This is a genomic window from Microbacterium sp. KUDC0406 (assembly GCF_021582875.1).
GTDB lineage: Bacteria > Actinomycetota > Actinomycetes > Actinomycetales > Microbacteriaceae > Microbacterium.
Genome location: NZ_CP091138.1, coordinates 3,286,467 through 3,303,899 on the forward strand (window position 1 = coordinate 3,286,467; position 17,433 = coordinate 3,303,899).

Here is a 17,433-nt window from a genome sequence, read left to right on the forward strand (position 1 = left end):
GTGATGAACGCTCTGGGCGGGATACCCGAGACGATCGCACCGACGATCGTGACGGCGGGGAAGACGATCTCCGGCACCTTCCTGGACCTGCTCACGGCGCCGGAGACCCTGGCGGCCGCGCGGGCCGAGTTCAGCGAACGCAGCGAGGCCGACCCGATGCCTGCGCTGCTGCCGGCCGACTTCGAGGCGCCGATCGATCTGCCCTGGCCGGACTACTCGGAGGCGGGCGGGCACCGGCACTGGTGAGCGAGTCAGCCGGTGACCGTGATCACCGCACCCTCGCTGCCGCCGTTCTCGCCCCAGCGCAGGTACGCGGTGACGATGTCGCGCAGCACGTCGAGGTCGACCTCTTCGAGGTCCTTGATGTAGAGGCATCCGACGCCGGTGGTGTGCGCACCGAGCCTGGTGAGGGCGTCGGCGTGCTCGGCGGTGGACTCCAGATAGATGGTCGACGCCGCCTTGCGCGGGGCGAACGCGAGCAGCGGCATGTCGCCCTCGGTGCCGGTGGCATAGCGGTAGTGGCAGCTGCCGAAGCCGACGATCGTGCCCCACAGCTCGGGCTCGCGGCCGGAGACGTCCTGCAGCAGGGCGGTCAGCGTCTCGGCGTCACGTCGCCGCTTCGCGGGCGTGACCGACGCGAGGAACGTGGCGACGCTGCCGCCGGTCGGCTTCACCTGCTGGCCTTTCTGGGTTTCGACTCGCTACGCTCGCTCAACCTTGCCCCGGCGCCCATCAACGCTCCTTCGTCGCATTGCTCTGCGCCGCGGCAGCCTTCATCGCCCGCTTGTGCTCGCGCACCTTGGTCAGCGACTCGGGCGAGACGATGTCGGCGACGCTGCGGAAAGAGCCGTCCTCGCCGTAGGGGGCGGATGCCTCGCGCCAGCCCTCACCGGTGAAGCCGTACTGCTTGCCGAGCAGGGCCAGGAAGATCTTCGCCTTCTGCTCGCCGAACCCGGGCAGCGCCTTCAGGCGCTTCAGCACGGTGGGGCCGTCCGGCTGGGTCCCTGAGCCCTCCGGGTGGGTCTCTGAGCCCTCCGGTTGGGTCCCTGAGCCCTCCGGTTGGGTCCCTGACCCCTCCGGTTGGGTCCCTGAGCCCTCCGGTTGGGTCCCTGAGCCTGTCGAAGGGCGCGTCCACAGCGCCGCGGCATTCCCGCCCCAGTCGTCGACCAGCGTCCGGCAGAGCGTCTGCACGCGCGTGGCCATCGAGCCGGGGAAGCGGTGCACCGAGGGCGACTGCTTGAACGCCGCGAGGAACTCGTCGGGGTCCATCGACGCGATCGTCGTCGCGTCCGTCGCTCCCGTGCGCTGCTCGATCTTGAGGGGACCGGCGAACGCGGTCTCCATCGCGACCTGCTGGTCCAGCAGCATCCCGACCAGGAGCGCCAGAGGGTTGTTCGTGAGCAGGTCGTCGGCGGCGGTGTCTCCGGTGATGTGAAGGGCCATGAGGACAGTCTCGCACCCGAGCGGAAATCGTGGGACGGAACCCCCGACTATGATGCATGCATCATGCATGTGACGTATGCTGAGTGCATGACAACGATCCAAGTTCGCAACGTCTCTGACGAGACGAGCCGTGCGCTCAAAGCGAAGGCCGCGCTCGAGGGCAGCTCGCTGAGCGACTACCTGCTGCGCGAGCTCGACCGCCTCGCGACGCGTCCGAGTCGCGCTGAGCTGCTGGAACGGATCGCGAGCCGCGGGGTTGCCGAGCTTGAGCCGGCCGCTCAGGTGCTGGCCGAGCAGCGACCCGGCCGATGACGCTCGTCGTCGACGCATCCGCGGTCGCCGAGATCCTGTTCGGAACCGAGGCGGGGCGACGGGCGGCAGCGCTGCTCGACGGGCACGAGTTGCTGGCGCCGCAGCACCTTACGGCTGAAGTCGCCTCCGTCATCCGTGGATGGTCTCTCAGTAAGCAGATCACCGATGAGCAGGCGCTGCGCGCCTTCCGTGAGTTCGACGCGCTCGACGTCGAGCAGGTGCCGATGATGTCCATGCTGCCCGCAGTGTACGCACTGCGGCACAACGTCAGCGCGTACGACGCCATGCACGTCGTGCTCGCCCGTGCGGCGCAGTGCTCGCTGCTGACTCTCGATGCTCGTCTCGCGGCATCCGCTCCGGACTGCGCGCTGCTGCCGTAGTCGCGCACTGGCAGGGTTTACGCGGGGAGGGCATGCAGGAGAGGATCGTCGGGACGAGAGGAGCACGCCCTGTCGAGTGTGCGCACCCGCGAGGTACCGGGGGCGGTAGCCGCCCTCCTGTACGGTGAGGCCCACAGACACCGCGTCGACCGGAACGGTCGCCGCGTACAAGCCGAATGGATCATGCAAGTGCGACTTGGTAAGAACGTGGGTCTGCTCATTGCGGGCGCTCTTGCGGCGCTGTTCGTCATCTTGGCGCTGATCGGCGTGGTCCAGACGAACGAGGTCTGCGCAGGGGACGTGATCGACACGGTCCTGTGCGAGGGGCGCAGTTGCGGCAGTCCATCTTCGGAGGTCTGGTCGGGCTCGCGTTGATCGTCGGCGCCGCGATCGTCGCCGGGGCGCTGCTGATCGCCGGGCGAACAGCCAACAGCAGCGACTGAGCGGCTGGCCCGGGCATCCGGATCGCAGAAGTGCACTTCGAGCGGACGTGAGCCGATGATCCGTCAGCGCGAAGCGCACATTCCCGCGCGAAGCGTGCGCCGGTCAGACCGCGAGTGCCGCCGCTTCAGGAGCTGATGCCGCGGGCGCCTTCCAGGTGCTCCAGGGGCTCGTCGCGCTAGCGCGGCTAGTTGATGATCTGGCCGCCGCCCTCGGCGCGCACACGGGCGAGGTTGTCATGCCAGGTCTGCAGCGCCTCCGGGGTCAGCCGGGTCCAGTCCTCGACGATGGCGAGCACCCGCAGCGGCTCGGTGCTGCGGTAGGAACGGGTCGGGTTGCCGGGGAACTTCTTGTCGGTGACGTTCGGGTCGTTCTCGAAGTCGCCGACGGGTTCGACGAGGTAGACCCGGGGCTCGCCGTCTCCGGCGGCCAGTTCGGCCGCGAGACCGGCGCCGTCGCGCAGCGCAGTGAAGTAGATGTGGTTCATCACGACCTCGGGCCGGTAGTTCGAGCGGAAGCCCGCGGTGAGCAGCTCGCCCGGTTGCAGGTCGGCCTTGGTGCCGTGGAAGAACGGTCCGTCGTCCAGCGTGTCGGTCATCGGCTCAGGGTAATCGCCATGACGCGAGCGGGAAAGGAGGAAAAGGTCGCGGGGAGGGCTGCCTCAGCGGCGAAAAGCTCCTTGCACGGACTTCCGGGTCTGCGCTGGGTCCCGTGGTCGGGGTGAAAGGAGGAAAAGGTCGAGGGGAGGGCTGCCTCAGCGGCGAAAAGCTCCTTGCCTGGGACGGGTCAGGCGCTGGGTCCTGTGGTCGGGGTGCAAGGAGGAAAAGGTCGAGGGGAGGGCTGCCTCAGCGGCGAAAAGCTCCTTGCATAGGACGGGTCAGGCGGTGGCGGAGCCGGATGCCTCGGATGCCGAAGCCTCTGCCGTCAGCCCGTAGAGCGTCTCGAGCGCGGCGTGGAACTCGTGCGCGCGGCCGGAGTCGGCCAGGTCGTGCGCACGGGTGGTGGGCGTGTGCAGCAGGACGCCCGCGAGGTGGCGCATCGCCTGCTCGACACGGCCGTCCTCGTCGCCGCGGCGGCGCGCACGCTCGATCTCGTCCTCGAGCAGACCGAAGATGTGCGAGCGCAGCGCGACGACGGCGGGCGTGACGCTCTGCCGGGCACCGACCACGTGGAAGTCTGCGGCGGCCGCGCGCACGATCGAGCGCGCGGCATCCGTCGCCTGCAGCTCCTCCAGCGGCGCGTGCAGCCGGATCGTCTCCAGGTCGAGAAGAGCGACGCCCTCGAGGTGCGCGACCGCGGGGTCCACGTTGCGCGGCATCCCGAGGTCGATCACGAGCTGTCCGGCGGCGTGGTGCGTGACGGGGCATCCAGGAGTGGTCTCTGAGCCCGTCGAAGGGTCCGGATGCTGCAGCTGCGTCGGGCCGAGCACCGGCTCCGTCGCCGCGGTGCACGTGATCAGCAGCGTCGAACGGCGCGCGACGTCGGCGTACTCGCCGGCGGTGATGGCACGGAGCCCGTGCTTCTTCGCGAAGATCGCCGCACGACCTGAGGGGGAGTGCACGGTGATGTCCGTCGCTCCGCGCTCGCGCAGGGTCGCGAGGGTCACGGCTGCATAGGAGCCGGTGCCGACCAGCAGCACGCGCTCCGCGCCCCAGTCCGCGATGCGGCTGTCGGCGAGCTCGAGAGCGAGACGCACCAGCGAGCGGCCGGCGCGGGACAGCGCGGTGTCGTTCTTCACCCTGCGCTGCGCCTGGCTGGCGCGCTGGAACAGGCGCTCGAGCTCGGGGAAGTGGTGCCGTCCCTGCGGGCCGTGCTGAGAGCGCGGCGCACCTGCCCGGCGATCTCACCCTCGCCGGAGACGACGGACTCCAGGCCGGATGCCACGGCGAAGAGGTGCTCGGGCACGCGGCGGTCGCTGAGCACCTGGTACGAGCCGTCCAGATCGGCGGCCGGGATGCCCGTCGCCTGCTCGACGGCGTCGCGCACCGCAGACGCGGCGTCGGCCGGTTCCGCGTCGATCTCGACGTACGCCTCGAAGCGGTTGCACGTCGCCAGGACCACCGCACCCTGCGCGCCGCCGGCCATCAGAGCGGGGGCGACGGACTCAGGAGTGCGGCTGAGGCGTTCGAGCAACTCGAAGGAGGCGGTTCGATGACTCGCCGAGACGCAGACCAGCACGGAACGGGATTCTACGCCGCTCTCCTATGTGACCCCTGACGCCCGCTCTGGGGTCGACCTTCTTCCGCTCCGGTCTCACTCGTCGCGGGTCCTGGGCCCGAGCGACCCGCAACCGCTGAGACCGGAGCAGCGGAAGGGTCATCCGAACGACTCCGCGACGAGCTCGGCGATCAGCTCGTCGGCGTCGGCGTCGACGCCCCGACGGGCGAACCATTCGCACACGTTCACGCAGTCTCGGTGCAGCAGATCCCAGGCCTGCGGATTGGCGGCGAGGTCGACGATCTGCGGCAGGTCGATCACGACGACCCGCCCCTCGTGCACGAGCAGGTTGTAGGCGGAGAGGTCACCGTGCACCAGGCCGGCCCTGGCGAAGATCCGCAGGATCTCGGCGACCTGTGCGAAGCAGTCGTCCAGCCCGTCCCGCACCTGGGCGAGCCGGGGAGCCGCGGTGCCGTCGTGACCGATGAACTCCATCAGCACCTCGGTGCCGTCCACCTGCACGGGGTAGGGCACCGGCGCGCCGAGCTCGTGCATCCGGCACAGCGCCTCGAACTCGGCGAAAGACCACTGTGCGGCGGCGACGGCGCGGCCGTGCGCCGACTTCTTCGCAAGCGCGCGGGTGTCGCGGGTGTTCTGGGTGCGCCTCCCCTCGGTGTAGATCGAGGAGCGGTGGAAGCTGCGGTGCTCGGCGGATCGGTACCGCTTGGCGGCCAGCAGCGAGCGCTGCGAACGGGCGAACGGTACGGCGCGCTCGATGAGGAACACGTCGGCCTCCTTGCCCGTCTTCAGGATGCCGAGTTCGGTGTCGACGGCGTCGGCCGAGGTGACGACCCAGTCGGGGCGCGGCTCGGGACCGCGCTCGGTCGGGGTGACCGCCTGCCACGTGCTCCAGCGCTGGTTCTCGGCCAGGCGCGTGTCGGCGAAGGAGAGGGTGATGTCGAAAGGGGATGCGTCGAAAGACGGGTTCACGGTGGTGTGCTCCAGGAGAGGAGGCCGCCGCCGGGGTGTCAGTGGCGGGAGGCCTCAGGGATGTGGATGTCGAGGGAAGGGCACGACGACAGAGACGTTCATCAGGCTCTCCTTTCCTCAGGCATCCGGGGCCGCTCCCGGTGCGCATCCGACACTAGGTGCTGCCGGCCGATCTGTCCAGCATCCGGCAGGGCGCACGCATAGGTGCCGATGACAGGATGGGGCGCATGAGTGACCTGCTGCGCGCGCTGTCCGGCGAGACCCCCCAGCGCACCCCCGTCTGGTTCATGCGGCAGGCGGGACGCTCGCTGCCCGAGTACCGCGAGCTGCGCGTCGGAACCCGGATGCTGGACGCCTGCCTGACTCCCGATCTCGCGGCCGAGATCACTCTGCAGCCGGTGCGCCGGCACGGGGTCGACGCGGCGGTGTTCTTCAGCGACATCGTCATCCCGCTGCGCCTCGCCGGTGTCGAGGTCGAGATCGAGCCCGGCCGCGGGCCGGTGTTCGCGAACCCGGTGCGCACGGCCGACGACGTGGAGCGGCTCACCGCGATCGATCCCGCCTCGCTCGACGGCGATGCGATCGCCGCGGCGGTGCGCATCGTCACCGACGAGCTCGGCGAGACGCCGCTGATCGGCTTCGCCGGCGCCCCCTTCACGCTCGCCGCCTACCTCGTGGAGGGCGGACCGTCCAAGGAGCACCTGCGTGCTCGCGCCATGATGCACGCAGACCCGGTGTCGTGGCACCGCCTAGCCGGCTGGCTCGCGGCGGTGTCGCGGCGCTTCCTCGAGACCCAGCGCGACGCCGGAGCATCCGTCGTGCAGCTCTTCGACTCCTGGGCCGGGTCGCTGTCCACCGACGACTACCGCACCTACGTCGCCCCGCACTCGCGCGAGGTCATCGCCGGCATCGGGGTGCCCGCCATCCACTTCGGCGTCGGCACCGGGCCGTTCCTCGCCGACATGCGCCTGGACGGCACCGCCTCGGCGGTCGGCGTCGACTGGCGGATGCCGCTCGACGAGGCCATCGGCATCCTCGGTCCCGACGTCGCGGTGCAGGGCAACATCGATCCCGCGCTGCTGCAGGCGCCGTGGAGCGTGCTCGAGGCGCACGTGCGCGACGTCATCGCGCGCGGCCGCGGTGCGAAGGGCCACATCCTCAACCTCGGGCACGGCGTGCCGCCCGAAACCGACCCCGACCAGCTGACCCGCATCGTCGCGCTCGCGCACGGCGAGCTGTGACCCCCCGCCCATGGGGAGTACTCCCCATGGGCCTGCGCGCGCCCCTCGGCTAGCTTGTCAGCAGAGTCAACGCCGGGGAGTGAGAAATGGGCGCAGAGAAGGTCAGGATCGACTACGACCTGCTGACGTGTGTCAAGGAGTCGATCACGCAGATCATCGCCGAGCTGGAGGACGCCCCGGAGCGGACGGGCGACGTGGCCGGTGCCATCGGCGCCCCGTACGAGCGCACGCAGCTGAGCGCGCTGGCCTCCGACTTCCGGGGCGCGTGGGAGCCGAAGCGCGACGACCTCATCGCCACGCTCGGCGGCATCGGCACGCGCCTCGACACCGTGATCGACTCCTACAGCGACCTGGACGAGGGGGCCTGACCATGGCGTACGAGCAGGTGGATGCCGGCACGGCGGGAGAGGCGTTCGGCGTCGGCGAGCAGATCAGGACCATGACCGGCGAGCCGCAGACCGTGCACTCCAACGCGCAGAGAATGGAGACCTACGGCAGCCTGATGGGCACCCTCAGCGCGCAGCTGAAGATGCTCGGGGAAGCCGAGATGTCGCAGTGGGCCGTGTCGGGCGAGGCCGTCGACAAGCTGCGTTCCGCGATCGGCGACTCCGCCCAGCTGCTCGCCGTCGCCGGAGCGATCTACTGGCCGGTCGGCGCGGCCCTGTGCGCATACGGGCAGGCGACCGACGGGCACCAGGACGAGCTCAACGCACTGGCCGTCTCGTGCAAGGAGGCGTGGCAGGCCAAGAAGGCCGCGGTCGCGGCGGCGAAGGGCGCGGATGAACCTGACCCGGCCGCCGACGACTACGACGAGCAGAACACCGCGTACAAGAGGCTCCTCTCAGCTGCGCAGGACGCGCAGTCCGAATGGGACGCCCTCGCCATCCAGTGGAACAACCGCTTCGTCGACTGGCGCGACGAATACGACGCGGCCGTGGCGTCGCTGACCGACCCGCGTCTCGACAGGATCCGAAACGGCGAGGAGCTCCCGCCGGTCGGCGATCCGGCGCTCTACCCGAACGGCATCCCGAGCCCTGAGGACGTGCACCAGGGCGGCATCGGAGACTGCTATCTGCTGGCCACTCTCGCCGGAATCGCGAACGTCGACCCCGACAAGATCATGGAGATGATCACCGTCAACGGCGACGGCTCGTACACGGTGCACTTCGCCGACGGCGACGTCACCGTCACCGCGGATCAGGTCTCCGACACGGACCAGGCCCTGTGGGTGCGCATCTTCGAGGGCGCCTACGAGCAGAAGATCGGCTACGAGGACCTCAACGACGGCGGCTGGGCGCGAGACGTCATGGAGGACATCTACGGCGAGGATGCCGACGTCAAGGATCACGACGGCGGGTTCTGGGACTGGCTCACCGGGGGCAACGATGTCGCAGACAGCTTCGAAGACATCGACGAGGCACTCGACGACGGGCGTCCCGTCGTCGCGAGCGCGCAGAACGGCCAGCTCGGCTTCGACGGCGGCGGGCACGCACTCACGGTGCTCGACGCCTACGAGGTGGACGGTCAGCAGATGGTCGTCATCCGCAACCCGTGGGGCAGCAACAACGGGCACGAGGATGCGATCCGCGCGGCCGGCGGCGAGCTGACCACGCCTCCGGACGGTACCTTCACCATGAGCATGGACGAGTTCACGAAGTCGTTCAACGTCGTCGAAGTCGGAAACAAGTGATCGTGAAGAGAACGGGTCTTGTCATCGTGGCGTCCGTCGCCCTGATGCTGACCGCGTGCAGTGCAGGCCAGGAGGAGAAGCCGATGCCCACCCCCAGTTCGTCGACAGCATCCGTGCAGGACCCGAACCCCGCAGAGCCGATCAGCGAGCTCGTGCAGGCCGCTGATCTCATCGTGTACGGCACGGTCGAGTCCATCGACCCGCAGATCGAGGACACCGGCGCCGACGTGTTCCCCGCCCAGAAGGCGACCGTCAGGGTCGGCGAGACGCTGAAGGGCGAAGCCTCGGGTGAGATCGGCGTCAAGAAGCCCGCGGACACCTGGTACTACCTCGCGGACGAGGCCCAGGACTCCTACGACGGCAAGCATGAGGGCATCCTCGTGCTGAAGAAGGCCGACGACGGGTACGAGCTGTTCGGCTATGTCGGGCTGCACGACGACTCCGGTGCGCAGCGCGCGTTCGCCCGAGTGCTGGGCGGACAGTCGGAACGGATCCCCGGCGCGACCAGAGCGCAGCTCGCAGAGTGGGCTGAGAAGGCCGACATCATCGTCTTCGCCGGCGCGAAGGGCGACCCCGACGACGTGACCCTGCGCACGCCCCGGGTCGACTTCTCGGCGTCGGGGACCCTGACCCCGATCGACGTGATCAAGGGCGACATGCCCGAGCCCCTCGAGGTCGTGCAGGGTCCGCAGCCGGATGTCCCCGGCGGTACCTGGGGGTTCCCGGTCGCCGACGGCCAGACCGGCGTGTTCTTCATCGACGCCTCGAGCGGCACGCCGACCGTCATCAACACCACCGAGCCGAGCCTGATCAACCGCAGGCAGGTCCCGACGGGCGACTGAGCGAGGCATCCGCTCCTTCTCCCGGCGTCCGCATCGGATGCGGGTGTGAGGATGGATGCATGACCGAGCACACCCCGAACTCGCGGCCCGCGCGGCCGAACAGCACGTCGTCGTGATCGGCGGCGGCATCGGCGGACTGGTGGCCGCCCGCGAGTGCGCGAAGGTCGGGATGCCGGTCACCCTGCTGGAGGCAGGGGAACTGGGCGGGGCGATCCGCCGCGCCGAGGTCGACGGGATCGTCGTCGACGCCGGCGCCGAGAGCTACGCGACGCGCGGCGGTCATGTCCGCGCCCTGGTGACCGAACTCGGCCTCGCCGACGGCATCGTCACGCCGCAGGGCGGCGGTGCCTGGGTCGACGGCATCCCCGATGTGGGGGCCGCACCGATCCCCAAGGGTGGACTGCTCGGCATCCCGGAGAACCCGTTCCAGGAGGACGTGCGGCGCGTGATCGGCGTCCGCGGCATGTGGCGCGCGTACATGGACCGGCTGCGGCCGCCGCTCACGATCGGGCACGAGAAGAGCCTCGGCAGGCTGGTCGCGACGCGGATGGGCGAGAAGGTGCGCGATCGGCTGGTCGCGCCGGTCACCGACGGGGTGTACTCCGCGCATCCCGATGACGTCGATGTCGAGGCCGTCGCGCCGGGGCTGAGCGCCGCGCTCACCCGCGTCGGGTCGCTCTCCGGTGCCGTGGCCGTGCTGCGCGGCGAGCGGGAGCAGAAGGGCGCCGCACCGGGATCCGCCGTCGAGGGCCTGGCCGGCGGGATGGGCAGGCTCGTCGACGCGCTGCGCGCCGACCTCGAGGAACTCGGCGTCGACATCCGCACCGGTGCACGCGCCGAGCAGCTCGTCCGTGACGGTGCGTCCTGGGAGGTGCTGGTGCAGTCCGTCCCGGAGGACGACGAGGGTGAGCCCGCATCCGAGCAACTGCGAGCGGATGCCGTGATCGTCGCGACCTCCGAGCCCGCGGCGCGGGCCCTCCTCGCCGGCCACGTCGACCTGGGCGAGCCGGCCGTCGCCCCCGAGATCGAGATCGTCACGCTGGTGCTGGAGGCGCCGGAGCTGGATGCCGCCCCGCGCGGCACGGGCGTGCTCACCGTGCCCGGCAGCCGCACCGCGAAGGCGCTCACCCACTCGACCGTCAAGTGGGGCTGGCTGCGGGATGCCGCTGCCGGACGCCACGTCGTGCGGGTCTCCTTCGGCAGCCAGGGCGAGACACCCGCCACGGCTGCGCTCGACGATGCGGGAGCCGCACGCCTGGCGCTCGCCGAGGCGTCCGCGATGCTCGGCGTGACGCTGCGTCCCGAGCAGCTCACCGGCGCGCACCGGGCGCGCCACGTGCAGACGCAGCCGGCATCCGTCATCGGCTCCGCCGAGCGGCGCGCCGCGGCGCGCGCCGCCGTGCGCGCCGTCCCCGGCCTGGCGGCCGTCGGCGCGTGGCTGGCGGGCACCGGCCTCGCGCAGGTCGTGCCCGACGCCGTCTCCGAGGCCGACCGACTGCGCCGGGCACTGCTGTTCGGCTGATCCATCGCTCCGCCGGTCGGGGTCCGGGTCCGCCTGTGGAACACCCGCATCCGTCAGGACGGGAGGGGCAGAATACGCCCGATGACAGGTCCCCGGCAACGGTAGATGCCGAAAACGGAATACGGCGTTACGCTGGGAGTCCTGGTCGGCCGCCGCCGCCAGTCGCAGCAACAGTCAGGAGGCCCCCGATGAAGGGGAAGATCGGACTCGTCGTCGGACTCGGCGTGGGTTACGTGCTCGGCAGCCGTGCCGGACGTGAGCGCTATGAGCAGATCAAGACGCAGTGGCTGAAGGTCTGGAACCTCGATCCGGTGCAGCAGCAGGTCACCCGGGTGCAGGACTTCGCCAAGGAGAAGGCTGCCGCGGTGCCGCAGGCGCTGTGGGACGGTGCGGTGCGCGTGGTGCGCTCGGCGTCGGCCCCGGGCACGCCCGGCCAGAAGCTCGACTCCGCGATCGACACCGCGAAGGATGCCGCCGACGACGTGTCGGACGCCGCCGGAGGATGCGGTGAAGGCTGCCAAGCAGGCCGCGCCGAAGAAGCCTGCCGCCAAGAGCAAGGACGACTGACATGGTCCGCGGCTACCGGGACCGCGCCGACGACAGCCTGCTGACGCTGCTCGGCGACATGCCCGACCTGGTCTCGAACCTGGTCAAGGCCGAGATCGACGCGGGCAAGGCGTGGGTGCAGAAGACCTCGAAGGATGCCGGGATCAGTGGCGTCTGGTTCCTGATCGCCCTGTTCTTCCTGTTCTGGGCGATCCCCGTCATCCTGGTGTTCGCGATCGCCGGCTTCGCGTCGTGGATGCCCGTCTGGGCCTCGGCGCTGATCGTGTTCGGCATCCTGATCCTGGCTGTTCTCGTGTTCGGCCTGCTGGGCGTGCTGAGGTTCCGGAAGGTGCTGAAGCGCGAGAACCCCGCGCAGGCCGTGTCCACCGACATCCGCCTCGTCCGCGAGGCCGGCGATGAGCGCCCCAGGGAGGTCGCTGATGACGAATTCTGAGCAGGCTCCGCTGCCGCGCACGGCCGTGGCCGACGGCATCACCGACCCGGTGGCGTCGGCGCGCGCCGAGCTGAAGGCGGCACTGGCCGCGATCGAGGTGAAGGCCAATGTGCCGCGCCGGGTCGAGCAGGCCTCGCAGCGCGGCATCGCGAAGGTGCGCGCGTTCGCGAAGAAGAACCCCGCCGGGGCCGTCGCCGCCGTGATCGGCGTGGCCGCGGCCGTGGGCGGCGTCGTCTGGGTCATCGCGCGGGCGGCGTCCCGGTAGCGGGTTCGCCGTCTCCGCCCCGAAGGGGCAGACTGGACGCATGTCCGACGAGACCGAACCCTCCCCTTCCGGCTTCACCCTCTGGGCGGTGTGGGGGCGCAACCCCGATGCCCCGCAGGCAGACCCCGACTCCACGGAGCTCGAGACCATCGTCGGGCACATCGAGGACTCCGGCGTCTCCGTCCGCGGCTTCTACGACGTCAGCGGCCTGAAGGCCGACGCCGACCTCATGGTGTGGCTGCACGGCCCCACCGCCGAGGAGCTGCAGCGCGCGCTGCGCCGGCTGCGCCGCACCGAGCTGCTGAAGCCGCTGCTGCCGGTCTGGAACGTCATGGGCGTGCACCGCGACGCCGAGTTCAACCGCCAGCACGTGCCCGGCTTCCTGCGCGGCATCGAGCCGAAGCAGTGGCTGTGCCTGTACCCGTTCGTGCGCACGCCGGAGTGGTATCTGGCCGAGGAGGCCGAGCGCCGCAGGATGCTCGCCGATCACGGTCGCAAGGGCGCGGCGTTCACCGGCGTCATCGCGAACACCGTCGCCGCCTTCGCGCTCGGCGACTACGAGTGGCTGCTGCCGCTCGAGGCCGATGACGTCACCGAGCTCGTCGACCTGATGCGCGACCTGCGCTACACCGACGCCCGCAGGTACGTGAAGGAGGAGGTGCCGTTCTACACCGGCCGACGCCTGCGCCTCGACGAGATCGCCGACGTCCTGCAGTGACCCGATGAGCACCGTCATCCGTCTCGGAACCCGGCGCAGCGCGCTCGCGCAGGCGCAGTCCGGCCACGTCGCCGCGGCGCTGCAGAAGATCTCCGGCCGTCCGGTCGAACTGGTCCCCATCGTCTCGGAGGGCGACACCAACCGGGCATCCCTCTCCGAGATCGGCGGTCAGGGCGTGTTCGCCACCCGACTGCGCGAAGCGCTGCTGCGGGGGAGTGCGACCTGCTGGTGCACTCGCTGAAGGACCTGCCCACGGCGCAGCCGGCGGGGCTCGTCATCGCGGCCACGCCGGCCAGGGTCGACGCCCGCGACGTCGTGATCACCAGGGACGGGACGCCGCTCGACGAGCTGCCGGCCGGCAGCAGAGTCGGCACCGGCGCACCGCGGCGCATCGCGCAGGTGCGGCGCCGCAATCCCGGGGCCTCGGTCGTGGACATCCGCGGCAACGTCGACTCGCGGCTTCAGCGTGTGGCATCCGGCGAGCTGGATGCCGTGATCCTCGCCGCCGCGGGCCTCTCCCGCCTCGGCGCGGACAGCCCGCTGCGACGGGAGGACCTCGCGCTTGCGGACTGGCCGACCGCCCCCGGACAGGGCGCCCTCGCGGTCGAGACCACGGAGATCGCGCCGGACGACCTGCGCGGGTGGCTGGCCGAGCTCGACGACGAGGCGACCCGCGTCGCGGTCACGGCGGAGCGCGCGGTGCTCGCCGGCCTGGACGCCGGATGCCAGGCGCCGATGGCCGCCCACGCGGTGCAGACGGACGCGGGACTGCACCTGCAGGCGGCGGTGTTCGCTCCCGATGGCGGACGCCGGATCGACATCGACGTCACGGAGATCCTGGACGAGGGGTATATTCGTCGGAACGGCAGCGGCAACGGCGCGGATGCTGCCGGTGGTGCAGACCCGATGCACGCGGCGCGTGCGTTCGGCATGTCTGCGGCTCATCGGCTGCTCGAACAGGGGGCGGCCGACCTCCTTCCGCGAGAGTGATGCTGAATGACTTCTACCGATTCGATCCCGGCCCCGCCGGACAAGCCCCTGAGCGGCTGGCGCGTACTGGTGCCCGCGGCGGTCCGTGGGGTGACGGGGTCGCGGCGAGCCTGCGAGCACAGGGCGCCGTTCCGGTCGTCGCGCCGCTGATCAACTTCGCGCCGACGACGGACCAGCAGGCGCTCGACGATGCGCTCGCCCGCCTCGCCGCCGGTGAGTACGACTGGCTGACGATCACGAGTGCGACGACGGTCGACGTGCTCTTCGCACACCGGGTCGAGATCCCGCGCGGCACCAAGGTTGCCGCCGTCGGCGAGACCACTGCCGCGGCGCTTCAGGCCGTCGGCTACGACGTCGAGATGGTGCCCGAGAACGACAACTCCGCGGCGGGGATGGCCGAGCAGATCATCTCGCTCGAGGCCGAGCCGCGCCGTATCCTCACGCTGCGCAGCGAGATCGCGAAGCCGGTGCTCACCGACATGCTCGCCGACGCCGGTCATCTGGTCGACAGCATCGTCGCGTACCGCACCGTCGGAGTGCCGGTCACCGAGCGCATCCACCGTGACGTGCTGAACGGCCGCATCAACGCCATCCTCATCACCAGCGGCTCGGTCGCCCGGCAGGTGCGGGAGCAGTTCCCCGAGATCCCCGACACGACGCTGCTCGCGGCGATCGGCCCGCGCACCGCGACCGACGCACGCAAGGTCGGCCTGCCGATCTGGGCGATCGCCGACAAGCAGACGGTCGACGCCCTGATCGAGGTCGTCTCGCACTTCACCCTGCCGCACGCTGCCGACGAGTTCGCGCCGTGATCCGAGGGCGGGTCGGAGTCGCGTTCGCGCCGCCTCTTTTCGCTCGTGCGGCGCATATCCGCGCAGCGCGAGCAGAGAACTGCCGCGCGACAATCATGAGGTGATCCGATGACATTTCCCGAGACCCGTCTGAGGCGGCTGCGGCAGTCCGCACCCGTGCGCGCGCTGGTGCGCGAGACCTCGCTCGAGGCCCGGCAGCTCGTGCTGCCGATGTTCGTGCGCGAAGGACTGACCGATGCGGCGCCGATCGGCTCGATGCCCGGGGTCGTGCAGCACTCGCTCGACTCGCTGCGAGTGGCAGCCGCGGAGGCGGCGGATGCCGGTGTCGGCGGCGTCATGCTGTTCGGCGTGCCCGCTGTGCGCGACGCCACCGGATCCGGTGCGGACGACCCGCGCGGCATCCTCAACGTCGCGACGGAGGCGATCGCCGCCGAGGTCGGCGATGCACTGGTCGTGCAGACCGACCTCTGCCTTGACGAGTTCACCGACCACGGGCACTGCGGCGTGCTGGCCGCGGACGGCTCGGTCGACAACGACGCCACCCTCGAGCGCTACGCGTCGATGGCGCTGGCACAGGCGCGCGCCGGTTCGCAGCTGCTGGGCCTGAGCGGCATGATGGACGGTCAGGTCGCGCACCTGCGCGCCGCGCTCGACGCCGAGGGCTTCCAGGACGTGCTGCTGCTCGCCTACGCGGCCAAGTATGCGAGCGCCTTCTACGGGCCGTTCCGCGAGGCGGTCGACTCGCAGCTGCAGGGGGACCGCCGCACCTACCAGCTCGACCCCGGCAATCGCCGCGAGGGAGTGCGCGAGGCCGTCGTCGACCAGCAGGAGGGCGCTGACATCGTCATGGTCAAGCCGGCGATGGCGTTCCTCGACGTGCTGCGCGAGGTGCGCGACACCGTGGATATTCCGGTGTGGGCATATCAGGTGTCCGGCGAGTACGCGATGATCGAGGCGGCCGCGGCGAACGGCTGGATCGATCGTCGTGCCGCCGTGCTGGAGTCGCTGCTGTCGATCCGGCGTGCCGGTGCGGATGCGGTGCTGACGTACTGGGCGGTCGAGGCGGCGCGCTGGCTGCAGTCCGGTCGTTGAGCGAGCGACGAAGGAGCGAGCGCCGTGCTGAGCGAGCGCAGCGAGTCGAAGTGACGAAACGCCTTCAGATCCGCTCATAGGCATCCGACGTAGCCTTGTCGGGTACGTCTGCTGAACGAGGAGCCTCTGTGACCGACCGCAACGACACCCTGTTCGACGCCGCGCGCACCGTCATCCCCGGCGGGGTGAACTCGCCGGTGCGGGCCTACGGATCGGTCGGCGGGACGCCGCGATTCCTGGCATCCGCCCGCGGAGCGCGCGTGACGGATGCCGCAGGCACCGAGTACGTCGACCTCGTCGCGTCCTGGGGTCCCGCTCTTCTCGGCCACGCGCATCCGATCGTCGTCGAGGCCGTGCAGGAGGCCGCCGTCCGCGGCCTGTCGTTCGGCGCTCCGACCGAGGGTGAAGTCGAGCTGGCCCAGCTGATCGCCGACCGCGTGCGCTTCGGCGAGGCACGGCCCGTCGAGCGCGTGCGCCTGGTGTCGACCGGCACCGAGGCGACCATGACCGCCATCCGTCTCGCCCGCGGCGCCACCGGGCGCGACCTGCTGGTGAAGTTCGCCGGCCACTATCACGGCCACTCCGACGGCCTGCTCGCCGCAGCCGGCTCCGGCGTCGCGACCCTGGCACTGCCGGGGTCGGCCGGTGTGCCCGCGCCGATCGCCGCGCAGACGCTGGTGATCGACTACAACGACCCCGAGGCCCTCGCAGCGGTGTTCGCCGAGCACGGCCCGCGGATCGCCGCGGTGATCGTGGAGGCGGCGTCCGCGAACATGGGCGTCGTCCCGCCACTGCCAGGCTTCAACGCCCTGATCGCCGAGACCGCGCACGCGCACGGCGCGCTGATGATCCTCGACGAGGTGCTCACCGGGTTCCGCGTGCATTCCGCCGGGTTCTGGGGACTGCAGCAGGCCGCGGGCGAGGAGTACCAGCCCGACATCATCACGTTCGGCAAGGTCGTGGGTGGCGGAATGCCGCTGGCCGCACTGGGTGGCCGCGCCGAGGTCATGGACCTGCTCGCACCGGTAGGCCCGGTCTACCAGGCGGGCACGCTCTCGGGCAATCCGCTCTCCGTCGCCGCCGGCCTCGCGACTCTGCGCCTGGCGACGCCCGAGGCGTACGCGATGGTGGATGCCGCGGCTGACCGCATCGCGACCGCGCTCGACCGCGCCCTGACAGATGGCGGTGTGGTGCACACCGTGCCGCGTGCGGGGAGCCTGTTCGGCGTCGCGTTCGCGCCCGACGTGCCGCGCGACTACGCGCAGGCGCAGGCGCAGCAGGCGTTCCGGTACGCGCCGTTCTTCCACGCGATGCGCGAGCAGGGAGTGGCGCTGCCGCCGAGCGTGTTCGAGGCGTGGTTCCTCACCGCCGCGCACACCGACGACGACCTCGCCGTGGTCGAGAGAGCCCTGCCTGCGGCGGCCGCTGCCGCAGCAGCCGCCACCGTCTGACGGCGCCGGGCGCCGGGCGCCGCGTCTTCGGGGACGGGAGATCTCCCCGGAACAGGATGGAGCCGCGGTTTCGTCCGGTTGCGGCCG

General features: G+C 70.7%; 20 protein-coding genes and 2 pseudogenes. 16 read left to right on the top strand and 6 right to left on the bottom strand.

The features are described 5' to 3' along the window. Positions 1-246, top strand: coding sequence for a hypothetical protein (locus L2X99_RS16175; protein ID WP_236135395.1), 246 nt, complete (start codon positions 1-3; stop codon positions 244-246). Between the two features lie 5 nt (positions 247-251). On the opposite strand, the gene L2X99_RS16180 is transcribed toward L2X99_RS16175, so the two are convergent. Together L2X99_RS16180 and L2X99_RS16185 are read right to left on the bottom strand one after the other, a co-directional pair. Then, positions 252-674 carry a DUF1801 domain-containing protein gene (locus L2X99_RS16180; protein ID WP_236125858.1) on the bottom strand — a complete coding sequence of 141 codons (423 nt, stop codon included), beginning with the start codon at positions 672-674 and terminating at the stop codon, positions 252-254. A gap of 58 nt (positions 675-732) precedes the next feature. After that, positions 733-1,443, bottom strand: coding sequence for an HhH-GPD-type base excision DNA repair protein (locus tag L2X99_RS16185; protein ID WP_236125857.1), 711 nt, complete (start codon positions 1,441-1,443; stop codon positions 733-735). Positions 1,444-1,530: 87 nt separating this feature from the next. On the opposite strand from L2X99_RS16185, the gene L2X99_RS16190 reads away from it, so the two are divergent. Together L2X99_RS16190 and L2X99_RS16195 are read left to right on the top strand one after the other, a co-directional pair. Beyond that, on the top strand, positions 1,531-1,755 hold the full coding sequence (locus L2X99_RS16190) for a FitA-like ribbon-helix-helix domain-containing protein (protein WP_236125856.1): 225 nt from the start codon (positions 1,531-1,533) through the stop codon (positions 1,753-1,755). Next, complete coding sequence (locus L2X99_RS16195) at positions 1,752-2,135, top strand: type II toxin-antitoxin system VapC family toxin (protein WP_236125855.1); 384 nt, start codon at positions 1,752-1,754, stop codon at positions 2,133-2,135. The genes L2X99_RS16190 and L2X99_RS16195 overlap by 4 nt, the downstream gene beginning before the upstream one ends. A gap of 628 nt (positions 2,136-2,763) precedes the next feature. Here the strand turns inward: L2X99_RS16195 and arr are convergent. From arr to L2X99_RS16210, 4 genes are all read right to left on the bottom strand, one after another. After that, a complete protein-coding gene (gene arr / locus L2X99_RS16200) occupies positions 2,764-3,174 on the bottom strand; it encodes an NAD(+)--rifampin ADP-ribosyltransferase (RefSeq protein WP_236125854.1) in 411 nt (136 codons plus the stop codon). A gap of 279 nt (positions 3,175-3,453) precedes the next feature. After that, the gene (locus tag L2X99_RS16205; protein ID WP_329608058.1) at positions 3,454-4,314 is read right to left on the bottom strand and encodes a glutamyl-tRNA reductase; all 861 of its coding nucleotides are present in this window, start codon (positions 4,312-4,314) and stop codon (positions 3,454-3,456) included. Beyond that, entirely contained in the window at positions 4,311-4,754 is a 444-nt protein-coding gene (locus L2X99_RS18440) for a hypothetical protein (protein WP_329608059.1), read from the bottom strand. The genes L2X99_RS16205 and L2X99_RS18440 overlap by 4 nt, the downstream gene beginning before the upstream one ends. A 138-nt stretch (positions 4,755-4,892) precedes the next feature. Beyond that, entirely contained in the window at positions 4,893-5,723 is an 831-nt protein-coding gene (locus tag L2X99_RS16210) for a serine protein kinase RIO (protein WP_236125853.1), read from the bottom strand. A gap of 227 nt (positions 5,724-5,950) precedes the next feature. On the opposite strand from L2X99_RS16210, the gene hemE reads away from it, so the two are divergent. From hemE to hemL, 13 genes and pseudogenes are all read left to right on the top strand, one after another. Beyond that, complete coding sequence (gene hemE / locus L2X99_RS16215) at positions 5,951-6,964, top strand: uroporphyrinogen decarboxylase (RefSeq protein WP_329608060.1); 1,014 nt, start codon at positions 5,951-5,953, stop codon at positions 6,962-6,964. Between the two features lie 86 nt (positions 6,965-7,050). Then, positions 7,051-7,332, top strand: coding sequence for a hypothetical protein (locus L2X99_RS16220; RefSeq protein WP_236125851.1), 282 nt, complete (start codon positions 7,051-7,053; stop codon positions 7,330-7,332). Between the two features lie 2 nt (positions 7,333-7,334). Further along, positions 7,335-8,654, top strand: coding sequence for a C2 family cysteine protease (locus tag L2X99_RS16225; RefSeq protein ID WP_236135396.1), 1,320 nt, complete (start codon positions 7,335-7,337; stop codon positions 8,652-8,654). A gap of 83 nt (positions 8,655-8,737) precedes the next feature. Next, positions 8,738-9,496 carry a hypothetical protein gene (locus tag L2X99_RS16230; RefSeq protein WP_236125849.1) on the top strand — a complete coding sequence of 253 codons (759 nt, stop codon included), beginning with the start codon at positions 8,738-8,740 and terminating at the stop codon, positions 9,494-9,496. Positions 9,497-9,551: 55 nt separating this feature from the next. Continuing rightward, positions 9,552-11,018: a protoporphyrinogen/coproporphyrinogen oxidase gene (locus tag L2X99_RS16235; RefSeq protein ID WP_236135397.1), complete on the top strand. Its 1,467-nt coding sequence runs from the start codon at positions 9,552-9,554 to the stop codon at positions 11,016-11,018. Between the two features lie 188 nt (positions 11,019-11,206). Next, positions 11,207-11,629: a hypothetical protein gene (locus L2X99_RS16240; protein WP_236135398.1), complete on the top strand. Its 423-nt coding sequence runs from the start codon at positions 11,207-11,209 to the stop codon at positions 11,627-11,629. Next, a complete protein-coding gene (locus L2X99_RS16245; protein ID WP_236135399.1) occupies positions 11,587-12,018 on the top strand; it encodes a phage holin family protein in 432 nt (143 codons plus the stop codon). The genes L2X99_RS16240 and L2X99_RS16245 overlap by 43 nt, the downstream gene beginning before the upstream one ends. Continuing rightward, positions 12,005-12,283 (top strand): hypothetical protein, encoded by a 279-nt coding sequence (locus L2X99_RS16250; RefSeq protein WP_236135400.1) that lies wholly within the window; start codon positions 12,005-12,007, stop codon positions 12,281-12,283. The genes L2X99_RS16245 and L2X99_RS16250 overlap by 14 nt, the downstream gene beginning before the upstream one ends. A gap of 40 nt (positions 12,284-12,323) precedes the next feature. Continuing rightward, on the top strand, positions 12,324-13,001 hold the full coding sequence (gene hemQ, locus L2X99_RS16255) for a hydrogen peroxide-dependent heme synthase (RefSeq protein WP_236125845.1): 678 nt from the start codon (positions 12,324-12,326) through the stop codon (positions 12,999-13,001). A gap of 4 nt (positions 13,002-13,005) precedes the next feature. Further along, positions 13,006-13,991: pseudogene (gene hemC / locus L2X99_RS16260) on the top strand (hydroxymethylbilane synthase). A gap of 6 nt (positions 13,992-13,997) precedes the next feature. Beyond that, positions 13,998-14,803, top strand: a pseudogene (locus L2X99_RS16265) (uroporphyrinogen-III synthase). A gap of 108 nt (positions 14,804-14,911) precedes the next feature. Then, complete coding sequence (hemB, locus tag L2X99_RS16270; RefSeq protein ID WP_236135401.1) at positions 14,912-15,895, top strand: porphobilinogen synthase; 984 nt, start codon at positions 14,912-14,914, stop codon at positions 15,893-15,895. 128 nt (positions 15,896-16,023) lie between these two features. Further along, positions 16,024-17,346, top strand: coding sequence for a glutamate-1-semialdehyde 2,1-aminomutase (hemL, locus tag L2X99_RS16275; protein ID WP_236125842.1), 1,323 nt, complete (start codon positions 16,024-16,026; stop codon positions 17,344-17,346). The last annotated feature ends 87 nt before the right edge of the window (positions 17,347-17,433 follow it).

What these genes read in the sequence shown, in the direction of transcription:
- L2X99_RS16225 (WP_236135396.1), top strand. Translation starts at nt 7,335, where the DNA reads ATGGCGTACGAGCAGGTGGATGCCGGCACGGCGGGAGAGGCGTTCGGC.
- L2X99_RS16230 (WP_236125849.1), top strand. Translation starts at nt 8,738, where the DNA reads ATGCCCACCCCCAGTTCGTCGACAGCATCCGTGCAGGACCCGAACCCC.
- L2X99_RS16190 (WP_236125856.1), top strand. Translation starts at nt 1,531, where the DNA reads ATGACAACGATCCAAGTTCGCAACGTCTCTGACGAGACGAGCCGTGCG.
- L2X99_RS16195 (WP_236125855.1), top strand. Translation starts at nt 1,752, where the DNA reads ATGACGCTCGTCGTCGACGCATCCGCGGTCGCCGAGATCCTGTTCGGA.
- L2X99_RS16250 (WP_236135400.1), top strand. Translation starts at nt 12,005, where the DNA reads ATGACGAATTCTGAGCAGGCTCCGCTGCCGCGCACGGCCGTGGCCGAC.
- L2X99_RS16185 (WP_236125857.1), bottom strand. Translation starts at nt 1,443, where the DNA reads ATGGCCCTTCACATCACCGGAGACACCGCCGCCGACGACCTGCTCACG.
- hemQ (WP_236125845.1), top strand. Translation starts at nt 12,324, where the DNA reads ATGTCCGACGAGACCGAACCCTCCCCTTCCGGCTTCACCCTCTGGGCG.
- L2X99_RS16240 (WP_236135398.1), top strand. Translation starts at nt 11,207, where the DNA reads ATGAAGGGGAAGATCGGACTCGTCGTCGGACTCGGCGTGGGTTACGTG.
- L2X99_RS16220 (WP_236125851.1), top strand. Translation starts at nt 7,051, where the DNA reads ATGGGCGCAGAGAAGGTCAGGATCGACTACGACCTGCTGACGTGTGTC.
- L2X99_RS16235 (WP_236135397.1), top strand. Translation starts at nt 9,552, where the DNA reads ATGCATGACCGAGCACACCCCGAACTCGCGGCCCGCGCGGCCGAACAG.
- hemB (WP_236135401.1), top strand. Translation starts at nt 14,912, where the DNA reads ATGACATTTCCCGAGACCCGTCTGAGGCGGCTGCGGCAGTCCGCACCC.
- L2X99_RS16245 (WP_236135399.1), top strand. Translation starts at nt 11,587, where the DNA reads ATGGTCCGCGGCTACCGGGACCGCGCCGACGACAGCCTGCTGACGCTG.
- arr (WP_236125854.1), bottom strand. Translation starts at nt 3,174, where the DNA reads ATGACCGACACGCTGGACGACGGACCGTTCTTCCACGGCACCAAGGCC.
- hemE (WP_329608060.1), top strand. Translation starts at nt 5,951, where the DNA reads ATGAGTGACCTGCTGCGCGCGCTGTCCGGCGAGACCCCCCAGCGCACC.